Source organism: Nocardioides sp. Arc9.136, from assembly GCF_030506255.1.
Lineage (GTDB): Bacteria > Actinomycetota > Actinomycetes > Propionibacteriales > Nocardioidaceae > Nocardioides.
Window position 1 is genome coordinate 789,768 of record NZ_CP113431.1, and the last position, 24,115, is coordinate 813,882.

Consider the following 24,115-nt stretch of genomic DNA (forward strand, 5'->3'; position numbering starts at 1 on the left):
TCATGAGCAACCTCCTCAACCTCGAGCGCGTCTCGAAGTCCTACGGCGTGCGCCCGCTGCTCACCGACGTCTCCCTCGGCGTCGGGGCCGGCGACCGGATCGGCATCGTCGGCCGCAACGGCGACGGCAAGACCACGCTGCTCGAGGTGATGACCGGCATCGAGGAGCCCGACACCGGCCGGGTCTCGCGCCAGCGCGGCCTGCTGGTCGGCTACCTCCACCAGGGCGACGAGCTCGACGACACCCACACCGTCCGCGAGGCGGTGCTGGGCGGCCTCGACGACCACGAGTGGGCCGCCGACGGCCGGACCCGCGAGATCGTCGAGGTGCTGCTCGCCGGGGTGTCGCTGGACCGCGCGGTGGTCGGGCTCTCTGGCGGCGAGCGCCGCCGGTGCTCGCTGGCCGCGCTCCTGCTCGGCGACCACGACCTCGTCGTGCTCGACGAGCCCACCAACCACCTCGACGTCGAGGCGGTCGCCTGGCTCGCCCAGCACCTCGCCGGCCGCCCGTCCGCGCTCGTGGTCGTCACCCACGACCGGTGGTTCCTCGACGCGGTCTGCCAGTGGACCTGGGAGGTCCACGACGGCCAGGTCGACGCCTACGAGGGCGGGTACGCCGCCTTCGTGCTGGCCAAGGCCGAGCGCCAGCGGCAGATGGCGGCCTCGGAGATCCGCCGGCAGAACCTGGTCCGCAAGGAGCTGGCCTGGCTGCGGCGGGGCCCGCCGGCCCGGACCTCCAAGCCCAAGTTCCGCATCGACGCCGCCAACCAGCTGATCGAGGACGTGCCGCCCCCGCGGGACCGGCTCGAGCTGCAGCGCTTCGCCACCCAGCGGCTGGGCAAGGACGTCATCGACGTCGAGGACGTCGACCTCGTCCGCGGCGAGAGGACGCTGCTCTCGCACGCCACCTGGCGGATCGGGCCGGGCGACCGGATCGGCCTGGTCGGGGTCAACGGCGCCGGCAAGACCTCGGTGCTCGCGCTGCTCTCCGGCGAGCTCGCGCCGAGCGTCGGCCGGGTCAAGCAGGGCCGCACCGTCGCGCTGCAGCACCTGACCCAGCAGCTCGACGACCTCGACCCGAGCGGGCGCGTGCTGCCCACGGTGGAGTCCATCCGGCGGGTCACCAAGACCCTGGAGGGCCAGGAGCTGACGGCGACCTCGCTGCTGGAGCGGTTCGGCTTCACCGGCGACCGGCTGACCGCCCGCATCGGCGACCTCTCCGGCGGCGAGCGGCGCCGCTTCCAGCTGCTGCGCCTGCTGCTCACCGAGCCCAACGTCCTGCTGCTCGACGAGCCGACCAACGACCTGGACATCGAGACCCTCAACGTCCTCGAGGACTTCCTCGACGGCTGGCCCGGCACGCTCGTCGTGGTCAGCCACGACCGGTACTTCCTCGAGCGGGTCACCGACTCCGTCTTTGCGCTCCTCGGCGACGGCCAGGTCTCGATGCTGCCGCGCGGGGTCGACGAGTACCTCGAGCGCCGCGCCGCGTCCCTCCACCTGCAGGGCGTCGAGGTGCCGACCGGGCCGGACCCGGTGGCGTCCGGGGCTTCCGGGGCGGCCGGGGCTTCCGGCGCGTCCGGCGGGGTGGTCGCCGCGGAGCCGGCGAAGGCCAAGGTCGGCGGCGCCGAGGAGCGCGCCGCCCGCAAGACGATCAACCGGATCGACAAGCGGCTGGCGCGGATCGCCGAGCTCGAGGCCGGGCTCAACGCCCGGGTGCTCGAGCACGCCCAGGACTACACCGAGCTCGCGCGGCTCAGCGCGGAGCTGCAGGAGCTGGCCGACGAGAAGGAGCAGCTCGAGCTGGAGTGGCTCGAGGCGGCCGAGGCGCTGGAGTAGCCCGGCTGGGGCCCCACCTGCGAGATGTCCGGTGACCACCTGGTCGACCTCGAGCCGTACCGGCCGCGCACCGCCCGCCGCCGACTGGCGGCCTGACCGAGCATTCCGCCGCGGTTCGTCCACCGCGCCGATGCGACATGCAACGCGCCGTTCGACGTACTGGCGCGCCGTTGGCATGTCTACCGCGCCGGTCCAACGGCGCGGTAGATGCACGAACAGCGCGTTACAAGCCGGCAGCGTCCGCTGGTCACTGCACAAACGCAGTACCGCGTGTGGAGCGACCGTACGGTCGCTGGAGACCCCGGCAGGGTCAGGCGAAGGGCGCGAGCAGCCGGCGCAGCAGGTCCGCGAGCTGCTGGCGGTCGGCCGGGGGCAGGTCGGCGAGCAGGCCGTGCTCGGCGCGCAGCAGGGCGGTGAACCCGCCGTCGACGGCGTTCTTGCCCTCGGCGGTGAGGCGCACGATGACGCCGCGCCGGTCGTCGGGGTCGGGGTAGCGCTCCACGAACCCGCGGGCGGCCAGCCGGTCGACCCGGTTCGTCATGGTCCCGCTGGTCACGAGCGTCTCGCGCAGGAGCCGGCCGGGGGAGAGCTCGTACGGCGCGCCGGCCCGGCGCAGCGCCGCGAGGACGTCGAACTCCCAGGACTCGATGCCGTGCTCGGTGAACGCCTGCCGGCGCGCGAGGTCGAGGTGGCGGGCGAGCCGGGAGATCCGGCTGAAGACCGCGACGCCGTCGAAGTCGAGGTCGGGGCGCTCGCGCGCCCACGCCTCGACCAGCTCGTCGACCTCGTCCCGCATGTCCGCACTCTAACGGAGGTCGAGAATCTTGACATCAAGATATGTGCGGCGCAGCATGGCGGGATGGCACACACCTGGGACCCCGACCGGTACCTCACCTTCGCCGACGAGCGGGGGCGGCCGTTCGTCGACCTCCTCGCCCGCGTCGGCGCCGCCGGCCCGCGGACCGTCGCCGACCTCGGCTGCGGTCCGGGCAACCTCACCGGCCTGCTGCGCGAGCGGTGGCCGGACGCCGAGGTGACCGGCGTCGACTCCAGCCCGGAGATGGTGCGCCGGGCGCGGGAGCGCGAGGACGGCGTGCGGTACGACGTCGCCGACCTGCGCGACTGGTCGCCGGCCAGCCCGGTCGACGTGCTGGTCTCGAACGCCACGCTGCAGTGGCTCCCCGAGCACCTCGACCTGCTGCCGCGGCTGCTCGACCACGTCGCGGCGGACGGCTGGCTCGCGTTCCAGGTGCCGGGCAACTTCGAGGAGCCCAGCCACACGATCCGCCGCGACCTCGCCGCCCGGGCGCCGTACGCCGAGCACCTGCGCGACGTCGCCGTGCCCGCCAGCCACGACCCCGCGACGTACCTCGACGTGCTCAGCGGGCTCGGCTGCGAGGTCGACGCCTGGGAGACGACGTACCTGCACGTGCTCACCGGGCCCGACCCCGTGTTCACCTGGGTGTCCGGCACGGGCGCCCGACCGACGCTGCAGGCGCTGCCCGAGGACCTGAGGCCGGCCTTCGAGGAGGAGTTCCGGGCCCGGTTGCGGACGGCGTACCCCGAGCGGGCCGCGGGCGTGGTGCTGCCGTTCCGGCGCGTCTTCGTCGTCGCCCGGAAGCCCCGCGCCTGAGGCGCACCGCACGGCGTAACCCGGCGCGACATGGGGCGTTGTCAGGGCGACCGGCACGGCCCCCGAACGCGCCGGTGCGGGGACTCGGCCCCGGACGACCTGCCTCCCTGTCGAAGGACACCCCCGTGACCGACCTCGCCGACCGTCCGGACACCACCCAGCAAGCGCCGACCGAGATGCGCGAGCCCGCCCCCGCCGTCCCTGCAGTGCCTGCCGTCCCGGTCCAGGAGGTCGACATGTCGGCCGTGGTCAACCGGGTGAAGCGGGCCCAGGGCCAGCTCGGCGGCGTGCTGCGGATGATCGAGGATGGCCGGGACCTCGAGGCTGTGGTCCACCAGCTCAAGGCCGTCTCCCGCGCCCTCGACCGGGCCGGGTTCGCGCTCATCGCCGCAGAGCTGCGCCAGAGCGTCGTCGACGGTGCCGTCGTCGGCGAGCCCGAGCTGGCCAAGCTGGAGAAGTTCTTCCTCTCCCTCGCCTGAGCCCCGCCCGCCCGTGGTTACCGTCGGGTAACGTGTGCCGCATGAGCCGGGTCCTGAGCATGTGGCAGACGACGACGAGCCTGCCGGTGGTGGGGCCGCGGGTGGGCGCGCGGGCGTTCTCGCTGCTGTTCTCCCAGCAGGCGCCGTACTTCGCGACGATCCGGCCGCGGTTCACCGAGATCGGGCCGCACCGCGCCGAGCTGGTGATCCCCAAGCGGCGCAGGGTGCACAACCACCTCGGCACCGTCCACGCGATCGCGCTGTGCAACGGGCTCGAGGCGGCGATGGGCGCGATGGCCGAGGCGACCGTGCCTGCCGACAAGCGGTGGATCCCTAAGGGGATGGAGGTCAGCTACACCGCCAAGGCCACCAGCGACATCACCTGCACCGCGGAGACCGACCCCGAGCAGTGGACCGGCCTGCCCGACGAGGGCGCCGACCTCCCCGTCCGCGTCCGCGGCGTGCGCGACGACGGCACCGTCGTGGTCGAGGGCGTCATCCGGCTCTGGGTGACCCCGAAGAAGCGCTGACCCGGACGATTCCACGGCGCCCGCCGGGCCGCCGTACCCTGGATCGGTCATGAGCAGCGCACGCACGTACGAGGTCCGCACCTACGGGTGCCAGATGAACGTCCACGACTCCGAGCGGCTCACCGGGCTGCTCGAGGGGGCCGGGTACGCCGCCGCGCCCGCGGGCGAGCAGGCCGACGTCGTCGTCTTCAACACCTGCGCGGTCCGTGAGAACGCCGACAACAAGCTCTACGGCAACCTCGGCCACCTGGCGCCGGTCAAGGCCGCCCGGCCGGGCATGCAGATCGCCGTGGGCGGCTGCCTGGCCCAGAAGGACCGCACGACCATCACCGAGCGCGCCCCCTGGGTCGACGTCGTCTTCGGCACCCACAACATCGGCTCGCTGCCAGTGCTGCTGGAGCGGGCGCGGGTCCAGGAGGAGGCGCAGGTCGAGATCCTCGAGAGCCTCGACGTCTTCCCGAGCACGCTGCCGACCAAGCGCGAGTCGGCGTACGCCGCGTGGGTCTCGGTCTCGGTGGGGTGCAACAACACCTGCACGTTCTGCATCGTCCCGGCGCTGCGCGGCAAGGAGAAGGACCGTCGCCCCGGCGACATCCTCGCCGAGGTCCGCGCGCTGGTCGCCGAGGGCGTCACCGAGGTGACGCTGCTGGGCCAGAACGTCAACGCCTACGGCGTGGAGTTCGGCGACCGGCAGGCGTTCTCCAAGCTGCTGCGCGCCTGCGGCGACATCGAGGGCCTCGAGCGGGTGCGCTTCACCAGCCCGCACCCGGCGGAGTTCACCGACGACGTCATCGAGGCGATGGCCGAGACGCCGAACGTCATGCCGAGCCTGCACATGCCCCTGCAGTCCGGCTCGGACCGGGTGCTGCGCGCCATGCGCCGCTCCTACCGGTCCACGAAGTTCCTCGGCATCATCGACCGGGTCCGCGCCGCGATCCCGCACGCCGCGATCACCACCGACATCATCGTGGGCTTCCCCGGCGAGACCGAGGAGGACTTCCTCGAGACGATGCGGGTGGTGCGCGAGTCGCGGTTCGCCAGCGCGTTCACGTTCCAGTACTCCAAGCGCCCCGGCACCCCGGCCGCCGTCCTCGAGGACCAGGTCCCGCCCGAGGTGGTCAAGGACCGCTACGGCCGCCTGGTCGACCTGGTCAACGAGATCGCCTGGGAGGAGAACAAGGCGATCGTCGGCCGCACCGTCGAGCTGATGGTCGCCGAGGGCGAGGGACGCAAGGACGCCGCCACGCTGCGGCTCTCCGGACGTGCGCCGGACAACCGGCTGGTCCACTTCGCCGCCCCGGGTCCCGAGCACGGCGCGCCCGTCCGTCCCGGCGACATGGTGACCGCCGAGGTCACCTACGCCGCGCCGCACCACCTGGTCGCCGACCGCGTGCTCGCGGTCCGGCGTACCCGCTCCGGTGACGCCTGGGAGGCCCGGACCGCGGCACCGGCGGCGCCCACCGGGGTCTCGCTGGGCATGCCGGCGGTCGGCGTGCCCGCGCCGCTGCCCGCAGCGCCGGCCTGCGGCTGACCGCGCCCGTCCGGGACGCGGGGCTCAGATGTCGGGCTTGGCCTGGAACGGGTGCTCCGCGGACCGCGGGTCCTTGCTCGGGTAGCCCGCCTTCGGCAGCACGGTGTCGGGGTTGTCCTCCGGCCCGCCGGCGGACTGCTCGGGAGGCGCGTCGGCGCCCGCCTCGGTGACCGAGCTGTCGCGGACGCCGTCGGTGCTCCGCTGCCCGGGGCCGGCGTGGCCGACCCGCTCGGAGCTGACGCCCATCCCGCCCGCGGCCGCGTCGGGGCCGGTGGCACCCGGCTGCGACGCGCGCAGCGGCTCGGCCAGGTCCGGGTCGACCGGGGGCTCGCCCGGCAGGTCGCCGGACCGCTCGCTCACTCCGCCTTCCCCTGCTCGGCGGCGCCCTCGTCCTGGGCGCCGGCCTCGTCGGGGCTGGCCTCGGTCGCCTCGGTCGAGGTGTCCTCGGACCCCGACATCTGCTCCTGGAGCGAGTCGGGGGTGCTGTCGTCGATGGCCGGGTTCTCGTCGGGCGTGAGGTCCGGGATGGTGCGCTCGTCGGCCTCGGCGACCGGGTCGTCGATCGCGTCGGCGCCGCCCGGGTTCGGCTCGCCGGGCTCGATCTGCGGCTCGGGCATCGCCGCGAGCTCTCCCGTCCCGGTGTCGGTGCGGGTCTCCTCGGACATCAGTCCTCCTGGCTCGGGTTGCTCGGGTGGCTCGGCTCGTCGAAGCCGAAGGTCGAGTACGCCGTGCTGGTACCCGACCGGATGCTCGCCAACACGGCCGCCTCGTGGGGCACGACCGGGTCGGGCAGGGCGTCGAGCGGCCACCAGCGGAGGTCGGCGGCCTTGTCCGGCTCGACGATCCGCGGCTCCCCGGTCCACCGGCGGGCGGTCAGGAAGAAGTCGATCCGCTCGTCGATCGGCTCGCCGCCGCCGGTGCGCTGCATGGCGGTGACGAGCTCCAGGTCGAGCCCGTGGATGCCGAGCTCCTCCTCGGCCTCGCGCCGCGCCGCGTCGTACGCCGTCTCGCCGCGCTCGACGTGACCGGCGGCCGCGGCGGCCCAGTGGTCGTCCATGTAGCCGGTGCCGCGGCGCAGCTGCAGCAGCACCTCGGTCCGCCCGGCGTCGTCGGTGCGCAGCAGGAAGACGTACGCCGCGGGGACGACGACGAAGCGTCCGTGCGTCGCCCCCGCGCCGGCGTCACTCAGGGCGGTCACCGTGGCGGTGGTCGGCCTCGGAGCCGGCGACCGGCTCCTCGAGGTGGGACTCGTCGACCTCCCCGCGCGGCTCGCGCGACGCGCCGGTCGGTGCGGCCGGCTCGTCCTCGCGCAGCGGGGTGCCCGGAGGGGCGGGGGTCTCGGGGTCGCCGGTGCCGTGGTCGCTCATGCCAGCTCCTCCTCGTCGGGGGTCTCGTCGTTCGGGGTCACCTCGGGCTCGCCGGTCGCCGCCTCGTAGACGGTGCCGGTGTCGGGGGACTCCGGCTCGGCGGGTGTGTACTCGTCGGCCTCGTTGACGGCCTGCTCGGGGCTGGTCTCGCTCATGCGTCGGTCTCCTTCACTGGCTCGGCTCGGGGAACGACGTCTCGGCGTTCTCCTCGCGGACGGCCTCCTCGGCGACGGACGGGTCCTGCCCGTCGGGGAGCTCGCTCCCGTGCTCGCCGGGCGGGTCCTGGTCGGTGTCGAGCACGGGCTCGTTGCGCTCCTCGGGTATCGGCGCGGTCATGGTGCCCTCCAGTCGCTCGGCTGCGGTTCCTTGTCACACTAGCCACATGCGGTCGACCTCAATCCCGGCCGCCGTCCCGGTCGTGGCGGTCGTCGGCGCCACCGCGAGCGGCAAGACCGCGCTGTCGCTGGACCTCGCCGAGCGGCTAGGCGGCGAGGTCGTCAACACCGACGCCATGCAGCTCTACCGCGGCATGGACGTCGGCACCGCGAAGCTCCCGCCGGCCGAGCGCCGGGGCATCCCGCACCACCTCCTGGACCGGCTGTCGGTGCGGGAGCCGGCGTCGGTCGCGGAGTTCCAGGGCTGGGCGCGGGCGACGATCGCCGAGCTCCGCGCCGTCGGCCGCACGCCGGTGCTGGTGGGCGGGTCGGCGCTGTACACCCGCGCGGTGGTCGACCGCTTCGACTTCCCCGGCACCGACGAGGCGGTCCGCGCGCGGCTCGAGGCGGAGCTCGCCGAGGTCGGCCCGGCCGCGCTGCACGCGCGGCTCGCCGAGGTCGACCCCGAGGCGGCCGCACGGATCCTGGTCGAGAACGGCCGACGCACCGTCCGGGCGCTCGAGGTCGTCGAGATCACCGGCCGGCCGTTCAGCGCCTCCCTGCCGCGGCTCGAGTACGTCGACCCTCACACTGTCCAGGTCGGCGTCGACATCGACCGACCGACCCTCGACGCCCGGATCGAGCAGCGCGTCGACGCGATGTTCGCGGCCGGCCTCGTCGACGAGGTCGCCCGGCTGCTCGAGGAGGGGCTGGCCGAGGGCCGCACCGCCGGCCGCGCGATCGGGTACGTCGAGGTGGTGGCCCACCTCGCCGGTGGGCTGTCGCTCGACGAGGCCCGCGAGCGGACCGTCGTCGCCACCCGGCGCTTCGCCCGCCGGCAGGACGCGTGGTTCCGCAAGGACCCCCGCGTCGTCTGGGTCCGCCACGACGACCCCGACCGGGTGGAGCAGGCATTGGCGGCGGTGGAGAGGGTGGTCGCATGAGACGCAGCCGCCCGACCCCGACCGTCGACGAGCTCCTCGCCCGCCGCACCGACGACGGCACCGGCGTCGTCGTCGCCGTCCGCACGCCCGAGGGCACGGCGTACCACGCCCGCGGCGAGCTGCCCGACGGCGCCGCCTCGATCCTCGAGATCGGCTCGGTCACCAAGACCATGACCGCCCTGCTGCTCGCCGAGCTGGCCCGCGACGGGCTCGTCGGCCTCGACGACCCGGTCGCCGACCACCTGCCCGTGGCCCCGCCGGTCGTGGGCCGGCCGATCACGCTGCTCGACCTCGCCACCCACCACTCGGGGCTGCCGCGGCTGCCGCACGGGTCGCTGTGGCCGGCGATCACGAGCGAGCGGCACGACCCCTACGCGCGCTACGACGAGGCGACGCTGTCCGCCGCGGTGCTCGCCACCCGGCCGAAGGTCGAGCCCGGCCGCCGGTTCGGCTACTCCAACCTCGGCGGCGGGCTCCTCGGCTGGGCGCTCGCCCGGGCGGCCGGCACCGACTACGCCACGCTCCTGGCCGACCGGGTGACCGGGCCGCTCGGCCTGGCGGACACCGGCGTCGAGCTGCCCGCGGAGCAGGCCCACCGGCTCGCGCCCGGCCACGGGTGGCGCGGGCGGCCCGCCGGCCGCTGGGACCTCGCGCTGCTCGCCGGAGCCGGAGGCGTCGTGTCGACCGCCGCGGACCTGCAGCGCTACGTCGCCGCCTTCGACACGGCGTACGACGGCCCGCTGGCCGCGGCCGCCGCCGACGCGTGCACCCCGCGGCACCCGGCGGGCCGGGTCGGCCCCGCGAAGGTCGCCCTCGGCTGGCTGGTCGGCCCCGCCGGGATGCTGTTCCACGACGGCGGCACCGGCGGGTACCGCTCGTTCGCCGGCTCCAGGCCCGACCTCGGGGTGTCGGTCGTCGTGCTGTCGGCGCGTGCCCGCGGGCTCACCGGGTTCGGGATCCTGCTGCTGCGGGCCGCGGTGGCGGCAGCGGGCGGGGCGGCGGCCCGGCCGGAGCTGTGAGGCGACGTTCCCGCACCAGCGCAAGAACGGTCGGGCGCGGGACGGGGCGGCGCGGCCAGACTGGTCGGCATGGACCGACGGGTGCCGGGGCGTGACCGGCTGCGCGAGCTGCTGGACGCCGTGCTGGACGAGGACAACCGGACGCTGGCCGACATGGCCGGCGGCGCGTACGCCTCGCCGTACCACTTCTCCCGGCAGCTGAGCCGCGACGCCGGCGAGCCGCCGGTCGCCATGCGGAGACGGGTCGAGCTGGAGCGGGCGGCCTGGCAGCTGCGGCGCGGGGCCAGCGTGACGGACGCGGCGTTCGCCGCCGGATACGAGAGCGTCGAGGGGTTCAGCCGCGCCTTCACCCGGGCGTACGGCGAGCTGCCGTCGGCCGTGGCCGCGGGCGGGCCGCGCGACCACTGGCTGCCGGCGCCGAACGGCATCCACTTCCACCCGCCGACCTCGCTGTGGGTCGATGCCGGCGGGTCCCCGGGCGGCCGGGCCGGCGACGCCGTCACCGGGCACCTCGTCGAGCACGACCTGGACGACACCCGGTCCCTGCTCGAGGTCGCCAAGGGGCTGACCGCCGAGCAGCTGCACCGCGAGGTGCTCCCCGGCGCCCGGGTCCTGGAGTGGGACGGCGAGGAGGCCTCGCTCGCGGCGGTGCTGGAGAGCCAGGTGTTCGGCAAGGAGGTGTGGCTGGCCTCGATCGAGGGGCTGGACACCCCGGTCCGCGGCGACGGCGACGTCACCCGCCTGCTCGAGCGGCACGACGCGGTCGCGCCGCGCTGGCTGGCCCTCGTGCGCGACGTCGACCGGCGCGGGGCCTGGGACGACCGGCTGGTCGACGCGCTCTGCGAGCCGCCGGAGAGCTTCGTGCTGGGCGAGGTCGTCGCCCACGTCCTGACGTACGCCGCACACCGGCGCCAGCTCGCGCGGCTGGTGCTGCGGGTGCTCGGCGTCGAGGTCGCCGACGGCGACCCGATCACCTGGAACCGCACCCGGAGGAGCACCCGATGACGAGGACCGTCTACTACACCGCCACCACGCTCGACGGCTTCCTGGCCGACGAGCACGACTCGCTGGACTGGCTGCTGAGCCAGCCGCTCGACGAGGGCGGCATGCTCGACCACGACGAGTTCATCGGCGGGATCGGCGCCCTGCTCATGGGGGCGACGACGTACCAGTGGGTGCTCGACCACGGTGCGCGCACCGGCGACCCGTGGGCCTACGAGCAGCCGACCTGGGTGATGACGCACCGCGACCTGCCGCCGGCGGCGGAGAATGTCACGATCGCCTCGGGCGACGTCCGCGCGGTCCACGCCGCGATGGTGGAGGCGGCCGCCGGGCGGGACGTGTGGGTGGTCGGTGGGGGAGACCTGGCCGGGCAGCTCGCCGACGCGGGGCTGCTGGACGAGGTGCTCGTCTCGATCGCCCCGGTGGTGCTCGGCGCCGGGCGGCCGCTCCTCCCGCGGCGCCTGGACCTGCGGCTCACCTCCCACGGCCGCAACGGCGCGTTCCTGTGCGCGACGTACGACGTGGTGGGGCCGCTCGCGGCCAGTGCGGGGGCAGACGCCTGAGACCTGCCCGCAGCGGGCACCTCGACAACTGTCGGCGGTCGGGTCCACAGTGAACGGACCGCCTCGTCGCGGAGCTCTCGGGAGGAAACCATGCGCCGTCTCGCCGTCGTCCCCGTCCTGGCCCTGCTCTCGCCCGCGCTCGTCGCCCTGCCGGCGACGCCCGCGGCCGCGGAGCCGGTGCCGCCCAAGGTGCCGACGGCGGTCGGCACGGGCGGTGCCGTGAGCTCGGTGGACCCCGAGGCGACGAGGGTGGGCCTGGCGGTGCTGCGCGCCGGCGGCAACGCCGTCGACGCCGCCGTCGCGACCGCCGCGGCGCTCGGCGTCACCGAGCCCTACAGCGCCGGCATCGGCGGAGGCGGCTACTTCGTCCACTACGACGCCTCGACCGGCCGGGTGGCCACGATCGACGGGCGGGAGACGGCGCCGCGCGGCATCCCGGACGACGCCTTCGTCGACCCCGCGACCGGCGAGACCTACCCCTTCACCCCCGAGCTCGTCACCAGCGGGGTCAGCGTGGGCACCCCCGGCACGCTCGCCACGTGGAAGCGGGCGCTCGACCGCTGGGGCAGCCGCTCGCTGCGGCAGGTGCTCGGGCGGCCCGCGGCGCTGGCGCGGCGCGGGTTCGTGGTCGACCAGACCTTCCGCCAGCAGACCGAGGACAACCGCGAGCGGTTCCGGGCGTTCACCTCGACCAAGCAGCTCTTCCTGCGCGGCGGCCGGCTCCCGGTGGTCGGCACCCGGTTCCGCAACCCCGACCTCGCCCGCACCTACGACCGGATCGCCGCCGACGGGCTCGCGCCGTTCTACCGCGGCACGATCGGCGAGGAGGTCGTGCGGGCGGTCCGCAGGCCCCCGGTCACCGCGAGCACGGACCTGCCGGTGCCCGAGGGCTTCCTGACCCGGCGCGACCTGCGCGACTACGAGGTCCGCAACCAGCAGGCCACGCGCACGGGCTACCGCGGCCTCGACGTCTACGGCATGCGGCCGTCCTCCAGCGGCGGCTCGACGGTCGGCGAGGCGCTGGAGATCCTCGAGCGCTACGACCTCGCCGCGATGGACGACGTGCAGGCGCTGCACCTCTACCTCGAGGCGAGCGCCCGGGCCTTCGCCGACCGGGCCGCCTACGTCGGGGACCCGCGGTACGTCGACGTGCCGCTGCGCGACCTGCTCTCGCCGACCTTCGCCGCCGAGCGCGCCTGCACCGTCGACGAGGACCGCGCGTCGACCAAGCCGGTCGAGCCGGGGGACGTGGACGACTACGACGGCGAGTGCGCGACGGGCGGGGGTGTCGAGCCCGTCGACGTCCCCGACACCGAGAACGTCGAGACCACCCACCTGACCGTCGTCGACCGCTGGGGCGACGTCGTGTCGTACACCCTGACCATCGAGCAGACCGGCGGCTCCGGCATCGTCGTGCCGGGCCGCGGGTTCCTGCTCAACAACGAGCTGACCGACTTCACCGCGGAGTACGACCCGGCCGACCCCAACCGGATCCAGCCGGGCAAGCGGCCGCGCAGCTCGATGTCGCCGACGATCGTGCTGCGCGACGGGAAGCCGGTGCTGGCGGTCGGGTCGCCGGGCGGTTCCACGATCATCACCACCGTGCTGCAGCTGCTCGTCGAGCGCTTCGACCGCGGGCGCAGCATCGCCGAGGCGATGGCCGCGCCGCGGGCCTCCCAGCGCAACACCGCCACGGTCACCGCCGAGCCGGCGTTCATCGAGGCCTACGGGCCTCTGCTCGAGGCCTACGGGCACGAGCTGACCCCGGCCGGTGACGCCCTGACCAGCGCCGCCGAGATCGGCGCGGCGGCCGCGATCGAGATCGGACCGGGCGGGCTGCTCACCGCGGTGGCCGAGCCCACCCGGCGCGGCGGCGGCTCGGCCGGGGTGGTCCGGCGCCGGGACTGAACCGGGACCGGACCGGGACCGGGCCGGGACCGGGCCGGCCCCGGTCCGGTGGAACCCGGGTGAGCCGCACGGCGTCGGGCACTACCGTGGAGGCGTGCCCGGACCCGCGACCACCGAGATCACCACCGAGATCACCACCGTCGAGGAGCTCGTGGCCCTGCTGGGTGAGCCGAACCAGCGGGCCCGGGACAAGTCCCGGCCGGCGCTGCTCCCGGTGGACCGCGACTGGCTCGCGGCCTCGCCGTTCTGCGTGATGGCCACCAGCGACGCCGACGGCCGCTGCGACGCCTCGCCCAAGGGCGACCCGGCCGGGCAGCTGGTCCACGTCCTCGACGACACGACGATCGCGCTGGCCGAGCGGCCCGGCAACCGGCGGGCCGACGGCTACCGCAACATCCTGGCCAACCCCCACGTCGGGCTGAACTTCCTCATACCAGGCCGCGGCGACACGCTGCGGGTCAACGGTCGAGCGCGCCTGGTGAGCGACGCGCCGTGGTTCGACCAGCTCGTCGTCAAGGGGCACCGGCCGCTGCTGGCGGTCGTGGTCGACGTCGAGGACCTCTTCTTCCACTGCGCGAAGGCGTTCCTGCGCAGCCAGCTCTGGCAGCCGGAGACGTGGGACCCGGAGGGGAGGGTGCCGCGGCGCGCCCTCATCGCCAAGGAGGTCGAGGCGCACGGGATGGACGTCGCGCAGCTCGACGACTACTACAAGCCGGAGAACTACGGGAAGAGCCTCTATGAGTGAGCGGGAGCGCCCCGCCGAGGGCTCGCCGTACCCGTTCCTCAAGGGGCACGGCACCCAGAACGACTTCGTCCTGCTGCCCGACCACGACGGCACCCTCCACGGCGACCTCGACCCGGCGCGGGTCGCGCGGCTCTGCGACCGGCGCGCCGGCATCGGCGGCGACGGCGTCCTGCGGGTGGTCCGGACGGCGGCGTACGCCGCGGCGCGCGAGCACGTGGACCCCGCCGAGGCCGAGTGGTTCATGGACTACCGCAACAGCGACGGGTCGCTCTCGGAGATGTGCGGCAACGGCGTGCGGGTCTTCGCCCGGCACCTGCTCGAGGAGGGGCTCGTCGAGCCCGGCCGGCCGATCCCGGTCGGCACCCGCGCCGGCGTCAAGGTGATCGAGGTCGACGGGGACCGGATCACCGTCGACATGGGCCGGCCCCGGCTGCTCGGCGCCACCGAGGTCGCGGTCGGGTCGACCCGGTGGGCGGCGACCCACGTCGACATGGGCAACCCGCACGCGGTGGCGTTCCTCGCCGAGGGCCAGCCGCTGGACGCGCACGGCCCGGTCGGCCCGCTGCTGGAGGAGCCGGCGTACGACGTGCAGGTCTACCCGCACGGGGTGAACGTGGAGTTCGTCGAGCGCCGCGGGGCCGGCCACGTCGCGATGCGCGTGCACGAGCGGGGGTCGGGGGAGACCCGGTCCTGCGGCACCGGCGCGTGCGCGGTGGCGGTCGCGACGGCGCTGGCCGACGGCCGCTCCGGTGTGGACGCGACGTACCGCGTGGACCTGCCGGGCGGGACGCTGGAGATCAGCTGGACCGCCGACGACCGGGTGCTGATGAGCGGTCCGGCGGTCGTCGTGGCGAGCGGATCCACCGCCCTGTGAGGGGTGGCGGGCCACTACAGTCCGCTGCATGGAACTCAACGGAGCCAGTGCCATCGTCACGGGCGGAGCGTCGGGCATCGGCGCTGCCTGCGCCCGCCAGCTCGCCGCCCGCGGGGCCGTCGTGGTCGTCGCCGACCTCCAGGCCGACAAGGGGGAGGCCCTCGCCTCGGAGATCGGCGGTGTCTTCGCCCAGGTCGACGTGACCGACAGCGAGCAGATCGCCGGCGCCGTGCGCGCCGCCGCCGAGATCGCGCCGCTGCGTGCGGTCGTCAACTCCGCAGGGATCGGCTGGGCCTCGCGCACCATCGGCCGCGACGGCACGCTGGAGTCCGCCCATGACCTCGACGCCTTCAAGAAGGTCGTCGCGATCAACCTGGTCGGCACCTTCGACATGGTCCGCCAGGCCGCGACCGTCATGAGCACCCAGGACCCGACCGAGACCGGCGAGCGCGGCGCGATCGTCAACCTGGCCTCGGTCGCCGCGTTCGACGGGCAGATCGGCCAGGCGTCGTACTCCGCCTCCAAGGGCGGCGTCGTCGGGATGACCCTCCCGGTCGCCCGCGACCTGTCCGCCGCCGCGATCCGCCTCAACACCGTCGCCCCGGGGCTCATCGAGACCCCGATCTACGGCGAGGGCGAGGGCGCGGAGGCGTTCAAGGCCAAGCTGGGCGAGAGCGTGCTGTTCCCCAAGCGCCTCGGCACCCCCGACGAGCTGGCGTCGATGGTGATGGAGTGCCTGACCAACTCCTACATGAACGCCGAGACGATCCGCGTCGACGGCGGCATCCGGATGCCTCCCAAGTGACCCCCTCCGCCTCGTGATGCCCAGCGAGCGCCCCGGCGCGCGCCTGGCATCACGAGGCGGTCGTCATCGCGGGCGATCGGGTACCGGGCGCGCATGACGAAGGAGTTCAAGAAGGGCGACAAGGTCGAGTGGAAGTCACACGGCGGCACGGCCGAGGGCGAGGTGGAGAAGAAGATCACCTCCGACACCCACGCCGCGAAGCGTGACGTCAAGGCGAGCAAGGACGACCCGCAGTACCTCGTGAAGAGCGAGAAGTCCGGCGGCGAGGCCGTGCACAAGCCAGGTGCGCTGAAGAAGAAGAGCTAGGACCGGCCGCCACGCGACCGGGACCGACGAAGGCCCGCTCCCTCGGGGGAGCGGGCCTTCCTGCGTCCGGACGGGCGGCGCGGGTCAGCGCTCGACGACCACCCGCTCGTTGGGGACGCAGTGCGTCATGGTGTGGCCCTCGACGTCGCGCGGACCGTTCTTGCCCAGGTTGCGGGCCCGGTCGAGCTCCTCCTCCGACAGCGTCTGGGTCGCGAGCGGCGGGAGCCCGCGGACGTCGTCGGCGGTGATGCCGAGGCCCTCGCCCACGCGCTGGCCCAGCTCGTCCTCACACATGAGGAAGTGCCAGACCATCCGCTCCTGGACCTCCCGGGTGGCCTCGGAGATGTTGGCGACCAGGTTCTCCACCAGGTCGTCGCGCTCCCAGTCCTCCATCAGGCGGAACCGCTCACCGGCCTGCGCGTAGTCGTTCGTGCGGGGCAGCCGGGCCCGGGTGAGCCGGCCGCTGAGCTCCGGCCCGACCTCCGCGGACCCGCCACCCTCGGCCTCCTCGAGGCCGCCCATCGTCGACGGCTCGTAGTTCACGTGCGGGTTCTGGTCCTCGGCCAGGTCCACGCCGTACGACATCTGGCCGCCGCGCTGGTTGGTGTGGACGTCGACCTTGGCGGCGTTGACCGGCAGCTGCAGGTAGTTCGGCCCCACTCGGTAGCGCTGGGTGTCGCTGTAGGAGAACGTGCGGCCGACGAGCATCTTGTCGTCGGAGAACTCCAGGCCGTCGACCAGCACGCCGGTGCCGAAGGCGATCTGCTCGTTCTCGTCGTGGTGGTCGGCCACGTTGCGGTTGAGCGTCATGGTCGCGACGAGCTTGGGCTCGAAGAGCTCCTCGGGCCAGACCTTGGTGTCGTCGAGCGGGTCGAAGTCGAGCTCGGGGTGGTCGTGGTCCTCCATGATCTGCACCTTGAGGTCCCACTTCGGGAAGCTGCCCGCCTCGATCGCCTCGTAGAGGTCCTTCGAGGCGTGCCCGAGGTCGCCGGCCTGGATGTTCGCGGCGTCCTCCTCGGTCAGCGACTTCACGCCCTCGTGCGGGTAGAAGTGGTACTTGACCAGGTGCGAGACGCCCTCGGCGTTGACCCACCGGTAGGTGTTGACCCCGAAGCCCTGCTGGGTGCGGTAGCTGGCCGGGATGCCGCGCGGGCTGAACAGGTTGACCAGCATGTGCATCGACTCCGGCGTCTGCGACATGAAGTCGAAGATCCGCGCCGGCTCCTGGCGGAAGGTGACCGGGTCGGGCTTGAGGGAGTGGATGACGTCGGGGAACTTGATGGCGTCGCGGATGAAGAAGACACCCAGGTTGTTGCCGACGAGGTCCCAGTTGCCGTCCTCGGTGTAGAACTTCACCGCGAAGCCGCGCGGGTCGCGGGCGGCCTCGGAGGAGTCCCGGCCGCCGATGACGGTCGAGAACCGGATCGCCAGCGGGGTCTTCTTGCCGGCCTCGGAGAACAGCTTGGCGCGGGTGTAGCGGGCGATCGGCTCGTCGCCCCACTGGCCGGTGGCCTCGAGCTCGCCGTAGCAGACGAAGCCGCGCGCGTGCACCACGCGCTCGGGGATCCGCTCGCGGTCGAAGTGGCTGATCTTCTCGAGGAACTGGTAGTTCTCCAGCGTCGCGGGACCGCGGGCGCCGACGGTGCGGGTGTTCTGGTTGTCGGAGACAGGGTGGCCCTGCCGCGTGGTGAGCGAGCGGGTGGCGTCAGCCATGGCTCGGTTCCTCCAATGGAGTGGGGTGCGGGGGGACCTGGGGCCGGTACCCGGGGCCGAGGCGCGGATTCAGCGGCCGACCGTCCGTGGGGGTCGGTGCCAGGCGGTCAGGTCGAGGACCCGGTCGGCCCGCTCGGCGGCCGCCTCCACGAGGCGGGCGTTCGGCTCGTCGACGCGGTCCACCCACGCCCGCGCCTGGTCGGGGGACTTCCCGTGCCGCACGTGGCGCGCCACCAGCCGCTCCCGCCGCAGGTCGGCGTCGACGTGCAGGTGCCAGACCTCCTCGACCTCCGCGCGCACGCCGCGCCAGCGCGGCTGGTCCAGCAGCAGGTAGTTGCCCTCGGTCACCACCGTGCCGGTCGGCGGCACCGCGATCGCCCCGGCAAGGGGCTGCTCGAGGTCGCGGTCGAACGCCGGGGCGACCACCGCCGGCTCGCACCCGCGCACGCGCCGCAGCAGCGCGGCGTACCCCTCGGCGTCGAAGGTGTCGGGGGCTCCCTTGACCTCGAGCAGGCCGCGGCGGGCCAGCTCGACGTCGGCGTAGTGGAAGCCGTCCATCGGCACCACTGCCGCACCGTGCTCGGCGGCCAGCGCCGCGGCGGCCGTGCTCTTGCCGACGCCGGGCGCCCCGGTGAGCCCGAGCAGGCGGATGCCGACGGGCGGGGTGGGGAAATGGATGTCCACGTGCCCAGTCAAGCGGGCATAGTGGAGGGCCCGGAGGCGTTGTGCTCTCCGAGATGGCAGTCACGACACGGAGGCACATGACCAACGCGAACGCACGCGACTTCTCCCTCGACACCGAGCTGGAGGAGACCGTCGGCTGGGACGAGGACGAGGTCCTCGCCGTCGACGAGCGCGACCGGTCCGACGACGACCACGACGACCACGACGACCACGACGAGGTGGAGGACTTCACCTCCGGGTACGCCGACGAGCCGGATCCCGAGGAGCTCACCACCGGTGAGCTCGACCTGGCCGAGCGGCACGAGCTGCGCCGCGTCGCCGGCCTGCGCACCGACCTCGAGGACATCACCGAGGTCGAGTACCGCCAGCTGCGCCTCGAGCGCGTCGTCCTCGTCGGCGTCTGGACCGAGGGCAGCGTCGAGGACGCGGAGAACTCGATGGCCGAGCTGGCCCTGCTCGCCGAGACGGCCGGCTCCGAGGTGCTCGACGCGATCTACCAGCGCCGGCAGAAGCCCGACCCCGCGACGTACATCGGCCGCGGCAAGGTCGAGGGGCTCAAGGAGATCGTCGCCGCCACCGGCGCGGACACCGTGATCTGCGACGGCGAGCTCGCGCCCAGCCAGCTGAGGAACCTCGAGGACCGGCTCAAGGTCAAGGTCGTCGACCGGACCGCGCTGATCCTCGACATCTTCGCCCAGCACGCGAAGTCCAAGGAGGGCCAGGCGCAGGTCGAGCTGGCGCAGCTGACCTACCTCAAGCAGCGCCTGCGTGGTTGGGGTGGCAACCTGTCGCGCCAGGTCGGCGGTCGCGCCGCCGGCGGTGTCGGCATCGGTGGCCGTGGTCCCGGTGAGACGAAGATCGAGACCGACCGGCGCCGGATCAACACCCGGATCGCCAAGCTCCGCCGCGAGCTGCGCGAGATGAAGGGCACCCGCGACACCAAGCGCCAGGAGCGCCGTCGTCACCAGGTGCCGGCCGTGGCGATCGCCGGCTACACCAACGCCGGCAAGTCCTCGCTGCTCAACCGGCTCACCGGGGCGGGGGTGCTGGTCGAGGACGCGCTGTTCGCGACCCTGGACCCCACCACGCGACGCACGACGACCGCGGACGGCCGCGTCTACACGATGAGCGACACCGTCGGGTTCGTGCGGCACCTGCCCCACCAGCTCGTCGAGGCGTTCCGGTCCACGCTGGAGGAGGTGGCCGATGCCGACCTGGTCCTCCACGTCGTCGACGGCTCCCACCCCGACCCCGAGGGCCAGATCGCCGCGGTGCGCGAGGTCTTCGCCGAGATCGGCGCGGACCAGGTGCCCGAGCTCGTGGTCATCAACAAGGCCGACGCCGCGGACCCGATGGTCCTGGCCCGGCTCCAGCAGCGCGAGCCGCACTGCGTCGTGGTCAGCGCCAAGACCGGCGAGGGCATCGCCGAGGCGCTCGGCGTCGTCGAGGGCGAGCTGCCCCGCCCGGGCGTGGAGTTCTCCGCGCTGCTGCCCTACGAGCGGGGCGACCTGATCAACCGGCTCCACCAGCAGGGCGAGATCGACTCCCTCGAGCACACCGGCGACGGCACCATCGTCCGCGGGCGCGCCAACGAGGACCTCGCCGGCGAGCTGGCGGCGTACGCGTTGGTCTGAGTGGTCACTGCCCGGTGCGGGCAGGTGCGAGGGTCCCCGGTCAACCGGGGACCCTCGTGCTTTCCGGGGTAGGTCTACCCCGGTAAGCGAGGGAGTCCCCGGTGAACCGGGGACTCCTGCAGCGGCGTGGGGTCCCGCCGGAATCCCCGGGGCCCCGGGGATTCCGGCACTTCTCGGGCGATGCATCCCCTGAGAAGTGCCGGTTTCCCCTGAGGAGTCGGGCGGGATTTCCGGCGGATCCGCAACGGTCCTGCAACAACTCCGGCAGATCGGCGCAGAAGGGCGCACCATCGATGGGTGCTCCTCGCCCGTCGCTCCTCGGCACGATCGATCGCCCTGGCCGCCTGCCTGCTGCTCGTCATCGGCGTGCTCGTGCTGCAGCTGGCCGAGCGGGCGCGCGGTTCGGACGCGAGCCGGTGCGAGCGGTTCGCGGCGGGCTCCGCGGAGCGGGCCGCAGTCGTCACCGGCGAGGGGCGCGACGTGCTCGTGATCGGCGACTCCTGGTCGGCCGGGCTCGGCCTGGACGAGGTCGGTACGTCGTGGCCGTCGCGGCTGGAGGGCCGGGTGCGGGTCGCCGGGTTCTCCGGGTCCGGGTTCAGCTCGGGCGCCAGCGCGTGCGGCCCGCAGGTGTCGTTCGCGGCCCGGGCGAGCGCGGCCCTCGGTGCCGGCGCCGACCTGGTGGTCGTCGAGGGCGGGCTCAACGACGTCGACCAGACCGACGCGGCCATCCGGTCGGGGTTCGAGCGGTTGATGCGCCGGCTCGAGGGCCAGCGGGTGGTGGTCGTGGGCCCCGCGACCGCTCCCTCGCGGGCCGGTCGGGTGCCGCGCGTCGACCGGCTGCTCGCCGACCTCGCCGAGCAGCACGCGGCGGCGTACGTCCCCACGAGCGGGCTCGCGCTGGACTACCTCGAGGACCGGCTGCACCTGACCCCCGAGGGCCACCGGGCCTTCGGTGACGCCGTCGCTGCCGCGATCGCTGCCGCCGGGGTCTGAGCGGGCGCGCAGCTCCACCCGGCGCGCCGCAGCCGTCCGGAGCCCGGCGCTAGGAGCTGAACGCGGCGTCGAAGGCGGCGGCGGGCGGGTCGTAGTCGAACCGCTTGAGGAACGCCAGCGCCTCGGGGGCGCCGTGGAGGCGATCCATGCCGGCGTCCTCCCACTCCACCGAGACGGGTCCGTCGTAGCCGATGGCGGCCAGCGCCCGGAAGGAGTCCTCCCAGGGCACCTGCCCGCGCCCGGTGGAGACGAAGTCCCAGCCGCGGCGGGGGTCGCCCCACGGCAGGTGCGAGGAGAGCCGGCCGTTGCGGCCCCCGCCCACGCGCAGCCGGGTGTCCTTGCAGTCGACGTGGTAGATCCGGTCGGCGAAGTCGGAGATGAACGCGACCGGGTCGAGGTCCTGCCACAGCATGTGGCTGGGGTCCCAGTTGAGACCGAACGCCTCGCGGTGGCCGATCGCCTCGAGCGTGCGGACGGTCGACCAGTAGTCGTAGGCGATCTCCGAGGGGTGGACCTCGTGGGCGAACCGGACGCCGCACTCGTCGAAGACGTCGAGGATCGGGTTCCACCGGTCGGCGAAGTCCTGGTAGCCCGCCTCGATCCGGGCGGCCGGGACCGGCGGGAACATCGCGACGTAGGGCCAGATCGAGGAGCCGGTGAAGCCGACGACGGTGGACACGCCCATCCGCTGCGCGAGCCGCGCGGTCAGCCGCATCTCCTCCGCGGCCCGGGTGCGCACCCCCTCGGCGTCGCCGTCGCCCCACACCCGCTCGCGCACGATCGCGCGGTGGCGGTCGTCGATGGGGTCGTCGCAGACCGCCTGGCCGGTGAGGTGGTTGGAGATGGCCCACACGCCGAGCCCGTGCCGCTCGAGGATCTCCAGCCGGCCCTCGACGTACCCCGGCTCGTCCCACCGCCACGCGTCGAGGTGCTCGCCGGAGACCGCGATCTCGAGGCCGTCGTAGCCCCAGCCGGCGGCGAGCCGCGCGACCTCCTCGAGCGGCAGGTCGGCCCACTGGCCGGTGAAGAGGGTGAAGCGCTTGCCCATCTCAGTCCTCCTGCTGGTGCGCGGCGGGGTGCGGTGCGGGTACGTCGACGCGGGCGCCCGAGCGTCCCGCACTCTCCTCGATCGCCGCCAGCACCCGCTGCACGGCGAGGCCGTCGGCGAACGACGGCGACGGCTGGTTGCCGCTCGCGACCGCGGCGAGGAAGTCGGCCGCCTGCGAGGTGAACGTGCTGTCCCAGCCGAGGGTGTGGCCCGGCGGCCACCAGGCGTCGAGGTAGGGGTGGGTGGCCTCGGTGACCAGCACGCGACGTACGCCGCCGTCCGGGTCCAGCCCGCGGTCGTCGACGCCGAGCTCGTTGAGCCGCTCGAGGTCGAAGGAGAGCGAGCCGGTGGTGCCGTACACCTCGATCTGCAGGGCGTTCTTGCGGCTGGTCGCCATCCGGCTGACCTCGAGGCTGGCGACCACGCCCGAGGCGGTCTCGAGGGTGGCCCAGGCGGCGTCGTCGACGGTGACCGGCTCGGTCCCGTGGTCGCCGGTGCGCTCGGGCACGAACGTCCGCAGGTGGCCGCTGGCCGAGACCACCGGCTCGTCGAGCAGGTGGTGGAGCTGGTCGACGAGGTGCGAGCCGAGGTCGCCGAGCACGCCGGAGCCGGCCGACTCGCGGCGCAGCCGCCAGGTCATCGGTGCGGCCTCGTCGACGAGCCAGTCCTGCAGGTAGCTGGCCCGGACCTGGCGCACGGTGCCGATCCGCCCCTCTGTGATCATCCGGCGCGCGAGCGCCAGCGCGGGCACCCGGCGGTAGTTGAAGCCGGTCATCGACACCACGCCCCGCTCCGCCGCGGCCCTCGCCGCGGCGACGAGGGCCTCGGACTCCGCGACGGTGTTGGCCAGCGGCTTCTCGAGCAGCACGTGCTTGCCGGCGTCCAGCGCGGCCAGGGCGATCTCGGCGTGCAGGTGGCCCGGGGTGCAGATGTCGACGACGTCGACGTCGGCGCGGGTGACGACGTCGCGCCAGTCGGTGGCGGTGTCGGCCCAGCCGTAGCGGTCCGCGGCGGTCTTCAGCGCCGCCGGGTCGCGCCCGACGAGCACCTGCTGCCGCACGCCCGGGGCGTCGGGGAAGAAGGCGGCGACGTTGCGCCAGGCGTTGGAGTGGGCCTTGCCCATGAAGGAGTAGCCGACGACGGCCACCCCCAGGGCGGGCGCGCCGCCCGCGGTCCGGTCAGTCATGGGTGGTGCCTCCTGCGGCGTGGGCGTCGGTCGCGGTGAGCGACCGGAGGAAGGTGAGGCCGTCCCGGGCGAGGTCGTCGGGCGAGGCGGCGAGCGGTCGCCAGATCGAGGCGGCCACGGCGATGGCGGCGTTGTCGGGGGTGAAGCTCTCGATGTTCAGCGCGCCGGCGTACCCCACCTCGTCGAGCGCGGCGAGCAGTGCGGGCCAGTCGGTCTGGTCGTGGCCGGGGGCGCCGCGGTCGTTGCCGCAGACCTGGAGGTGCACCAGGTGCCGGCCGGCGCGGCGTACGGCGTCGGCGCTGGAGCGCTCCTCGATCCCGAGGTGGTAGGTGTCGAGCGCGAGCCCGAGGGACGGTCCCAGCAGCGGGCCGAGGGCGGCGAGCGCCTGGTCGACGGTGTTGACCAGCGAGGTCTCGTAGCGGTTCAAGGGCTCGATGCCGACGGTGACGCCCGCGTCGCGGGCGTGCTCGACGACCGGCGCGAGGTTGCGGCGCCACTCGTCGTACGTCGCGTGCCGCTCGTTCGGCGTCATCCGCCACACCCGCCCGGTCGCGGCGTAGAAGGGCCCGCAGACGCTGGGCGCGCCGACGGCGGCGGCGAGGTCGATGCAGCTGCGCAGGTAGTCCTGGGTGCGGGCCACGGTCGCGGGGTCGGTGCCGACGAGGTCGCGCCCGGGGGCCATCGCGCCGACGACGTACGGCGCCAGGCCGGCGTCGCGGACGGCGGCGGCGGTCCGCGCCGGGTCCAGGTGGCCCGGCGCCTCCAGCGGCAGCTCGACGGCGTCGAAGCCGAGGCCGGCGACGAGGTCGAGCATCCGGGGCAGGTCGGCGTCGGTCAGGGGCGAGGTCCAGACCCAGGTGTTGACGCCGAGGGGGCGGTCGAGCGCGCGCACGGGCACACCTTCCGGTCGGAGGGAGGGGGAGGAGGAGCGGGAGCAGG

At 74.1% G+C, this 24,115-nt stretch carries 28 protein-coding genes; 16 read left to right on the plus strand and 12 right to left on the minus strand.

Going from position 1 to position 24,115, the window contains the following annotated elements; translation table 11 throughout:
• The first annotated feature begins 2 nt into the window (after window positions 1-2).
• Window positions 3-1,838, plus strand: a complete 1,836-nt coding sequence (locus tag OSR43_RS03735) for an ABC-F family ATP-binding cassette domain-containing protein (RefSeq protein WP_302269690.1) — start codon at window positions 3-5, stop codon at window positions 1,836-1,838.
• A 310-nt stretch (window positions 1,839-2,148) separates the two neighbouring features.
• Here OSR43_RS03735 and OSR43_RS03740 read toward each other — a convergent pair whose 3' ends face one another.
• Window positions 2,149-2,634, minus strand: coding sequence for a MarR family winged helix-turn-helix transcriptional regulator (locus OSR43_RS03740; protein WP_302269691.1), 486 nt, complete (start codon window positions 2,632-2,634; stop codon window positions 2,149-2,151).
• A gap of 63 nt (window positions 2,635-2,697) precedes the next feature.
• Here OSR43_RS03740 and OSR43_RS03745 point away from each other — a divergent pair, with 63 nt between their 5' ends.
• The 4 genes from OSR43_RS03745 (at window position 2,698) to miaB (ending at window position 6,011) form a co-directional block, all read left to right on the plus strand.
• Window positions 2,698-3,471 (plus strand): trans-aconitate 2-methyltransferase, encoded by a 774-nt coding sequence (locus OSR43_RS03745; RefSeq protein WP_302269692.1) that lies wholly within the window; start codon window positions 2,698-2,700, stop codon window positions 3,469-3,471.
• 236 nt (window positions 3,472-3,707) lie between these two features.
• Window positions 3,708-3,950, plus strand: a complete 243-nt coding sequence (locus OSR43_RS03750; protein ID WP_302271573.1) for a metal-sensitive transcriptional regulator — start codon at window positions 3,708-3,710, stop codon at window positions 3,948-3,950.
• 41 nt (window positions 3,951-3,991) lie between these two features.
• Complete coding sequence (locus OSR43_RS03755; protein ID WP_302269693.1) at window positions 3,992-4,480, plus strand: hotdog fold domain-containing protein; 489 nt, start codon at window positions 3,992-3,994, stop codon at window positions 4,478-4,480.
• Window positions 4,481-4,529: 49 nt separating this feature from the next.
• The gene (gene miaB, locus OSR43_RS03760) at window positions 4,530-6,011 is read left to right on the plus strand and encodes a tRNA (N6-isopentenyl adenosine(37)-C2)-methylthiotransferase MiaB (protein ID WP_302269694.1); all 1,482 of its coding nucleotides are present in this window, start codon (window positions 4,530-4,532) and stop codon (window positions 6,009-6,011) included.
• Between the two features lie 24 nt (window positions 6,012-6,035).
• Here the strand turns inward: miaB and OSR43_RS03765 are convergent, their stop codons facing one another.
• Genes OSR43_RS03765 through OSR43_RS03790 form a run of 6 tightly spaced genes read right to left on the minus strand, consistent with a single transcriptional unit; the run spans window position 6,036 to window position 7,714 of the window.
• Entirely contained in the window at window positions 6,036-6,371 is a 336-nt protein-coding gene (locus tag OSR43_RS03765) for a hypothetical protein (protein WP_302269695.1), read from the minus strand.
• On the minus strand, window positions 6,368-6,676 hold the full coding sequence (locus OSR43_RS03770) for a hypothetical protein (RefSeq protein WP_302269696.1): 309 nt from the start codon (window positions 6,674-6,676) through the stop codon (window positions 6,368-6,370). The genes OSR43_RS03765 and OSR43_RS03770 overlap by 4 nt, the downstream gene beginning before the upstream one ends.
• Entirely contained in the window at window positions 6,676-7,209 is a 534-nt protein-coding gene (locus OSR43_RS03775) for an NUDIX domain-containing protein (protein WP_302269697.1), read from the minus strand. Before OSR43_RS03775 ends, OSR43_RS03770 begins: the two co-directional genes overlap by 1 nt.
• Window positions 7,193-7,378: a hypothetical protein gene (locus OSR43_RS03780; protein ID WP_302269698.1), complete on the minus strand. Its 186-nt coding sequence runs from the start codon at window positions 7,376-7,378 to the stop codon at window positions 7,193-7,195. Before OSR43_RS03780 ends, OSR43_RS03775 begins: the two co-directional genes overlap by 17 nt.
• Entirely contained in the window at window positions 7,375-7,533 is a 159-nt protein-coding gene (locus OSR43_RS03785) for a hypothetical protein (protein WP_302269699.1), read from the minus strand. The genes OSR43_RS03780 and OSR43_RS03785 overlap by 4 nt, the downstream gene beginning before the upstream one ends.
• A 13-nt stretch (window positions 7,534-7,546) precedes the next feature.
• The gene (locus tag OSR43_RS03790) at window positions 7,547-7,714 is read right to left on the minus strand and encodes a hypothetical protein (RefSeq protein WP_302269700.1); all 168 of its coding nucleotides are present in this window, start codon (window positions 7,712-7,714) and stop codon (window positions 7,547-7,549) included.
• Between the two features lie 46 nt (window positions 7,715-7,760).
• Between OSR43_RS03790 and miaA the strand changes: the two genes are divergently transcribed.
• The 9 genes from miaA to OSR43_RS03835 all read left to right on the plus strand — a co-directional run bounded on the left by miaA (window position 7,761) and on the right by OSR43_RS03835 (window position 15,918).
• Entirely contained in the window at window positions 7,761-8,696 is a 936-nt protein-coding gene (gene miaA / locus OSR43_RS03795) for a tRNA (adenosine(37)-N6)-dimethylallyltransferase MiaA (protein WP_302269701.1), read from the plus strand.
• Window positions 8,693-9,715: a serine hydrolase gene (locus OSR43_RS03800; protein WP_302269702.1), complete on the plus strand. Its 1,023-nt coding sequence runs from the start codon at window positions 8,693-8,695 to the stop codon at window positions 9,713-9,715. Before miaA ends, OSR43_RS03800 begins: the two co-directional genes overlap by 4 nt.
• 69 nt (window positions 9,716-9,784) lie before the next feature.
• Window positions 9,785-10,720 (plus strand): helix-turn-helix transcriptional regulator, encoded by a 936-nt coding sequence (locus OSR43_RS03805; protein WP_302269703.1) that lies wholly within the window; start codon window positions 9,785-9,787, stop codon window positions 10,718-10,720.
• The gene (locus OSR43_RS03810; RefSeq protein ID WP_302269704.1) at window positions 10,717-11,280 is read left to right on the plus strand and encodes a dihydrofolate reductase family protein; all 564 of its coding nucleotides are present in this window, start codon (window positions 10,717-10,719) and stop codon (window positions 11,278-11,280) included. The genes OSR43_RS03805 and OSR43_RS03810 overlap by 4 nt, the downstream gene beginning before the upstream one ends.
• Window positions 11,281-11,370: 90 nt before the next feature.
• Entirely contained in the window at window positions 11,371-13,188 is a 1,818-nt protein-coding gene (gene ggt, locus OSR43_RS03815) for a gamma-glutamyltransferase (protein ID WP_302269705.1), read from the plus strand.
• A gap of 94 nt (window positions 13,189-13,282) precedes the next feature.
• The gene (locus OSR43_RS03820; protein WP_302269706.1) at window positions 13,283-13,933 is read left to right on the plus strand and encodes a pyridoxamine 5'-phosphate oxidase family protein; all 651 of its coding nucleotides are present in this window, start codon (window positions 13,283-13,285) and stop codon (window positions 13,931-13,933) included.
• Window positions 13,926-14,807, plus strand: coding sequence for a diaminopimelate epimerase (dapF, locus tag OSR43_RS03825; RefSeq protein WP_302269707.1), 882 nt, complete (start codon window positions 13,926-13,928; stop codon window positions 14,805-14,807). Before OSR43_RS03820 ends, dapF begins: the two co-directional genes overlap by 8 nt.
• Window positions 14,808-14,835: 28 nt before the next feature.
• Entirely contained in the window at window positions 14,836-15,612 is a 777-nt protein-coding gene (locus OSR43_RS03830) for an SDR family NAD(P)-dependent oxidoreductase (protein WP_302269708.1), read from the plus strand.
• Window positions 15,613-15,705: 93 nt separating this feature from the next.
• Entirely contained in the window at window positions 15,706-15,918 is a 213-nt protein-coding gene (locus tag OSR43_RS03835; RefSeq protein WP_302269709.1) for a DUF2945 domain-containing protein, read from the plus strand.
• A gap of 84 nt (window positions 15,919-16,002) precedes the next feature.
• Here the strand turns inward: OSR43_RS03835 and OSR43_RS03840 are convergent, their stop codons facing one another.
• Window positions 16,003-17,631, minus strand: a complete 1,629-nt coding sequence (locus OSR43_RS03840; RefSeq protein ID WP_302269710.1) for a catalase — start codon at window positions 17,629-17,631, stop codon at window positions 16,003-16,005.
• Between the two features lie 69 nt (window positions 17,632-17,700).
• Complete coding sequence (locus tag OSR43_RS03845) at window positions 17,701-18,315, minus strand: nucleoside/nucleotide kinase family protein (protein WP_302269711.1); 615 nt, start codon at window positions 18,313-18,315, stop codon at window positions 17,701-17,703.
• A gap of 77 nt (window positions 18,316-18,392) precedes the next feature.
• Here OSR43_RS03845 and hflX point away from each other — a divergent pair, with 77 nt between their 5' ends.
• Both hflX and OSR43_RS03855 read left to right on the plus strand, forming a co-directional pair.
• A complete protein-coding gene (gene hflX, locus OSR43_RS03850; protein ID WP_302269712.1) occupies window positions 18,393-19,949 on the plus strand; it encodes a GTPase HflX in 1,557 nt (518 codons plus the stop codon).
• A gap of 297 nt (window positions 19,950-20,246) precedes the next feature.
• Entirely contained in the window at window positions 20,247-20,942 is a 696-nt protein-coding gene (locus OSR43_RS03855; RefSeq protein WP_302269713.1) for an SGNH/GDSL hydrolase family protein, read from the plus strand.
• Window positions 20,943-20,991: 49 nt separating this feature from the next.
• Here OSR43_RS03855 and OSR43_RS03860 read toward each other — a convergent pair whose 3' ends face one another.
• The 3 genes from OSR43_RS03860 to OSR43_RS03870 are packed head-to-tail and all read right to left on the minus strand — an operon-like array spanning window position 20,992 to window position 24,068.
• Window positions 20,992-21,990 (minus strand): sugar phosphate isomerase/epimerase, encoded by a 999-nt coding sequence (locus tag OSR43_RS03860; protein WP_302269714.1) that lies wholly within the window; start codon window positions 21,988-21,990, stop codon window positions 20,992-20,994.
• 1 nt (window position 21,991) lies between these two features.
• Window positions 21,992-23,176: a Gfo/Idh/MocA family protein gene (locus tag OSR43_RS03865; RefSeq protein WP_302269715.1), complete on the minus strand. Its 1,185-nt coding sequence runs from the start codon at window positions 23,174-23,176 to the stop codon at window positions 21,992-21,994.
• Window positions 23,169-24,068, minus strand: coding sequence for a sugar phosphate isomerase/epimerase (locus OSR43_RS03870; protein ID WP_302269716.1), 900 nt, complete (start codon window positions 24,066-24,068; stop codon window positions 23,169-23,171). The genes OSR43_RS03865 and OSR43_RS03870 overlap by 8 nt, the downstream gene beginning before the upstream one ends.
• Window positions 24,069-24,115 lie beyond the last annotated feature (47 nt).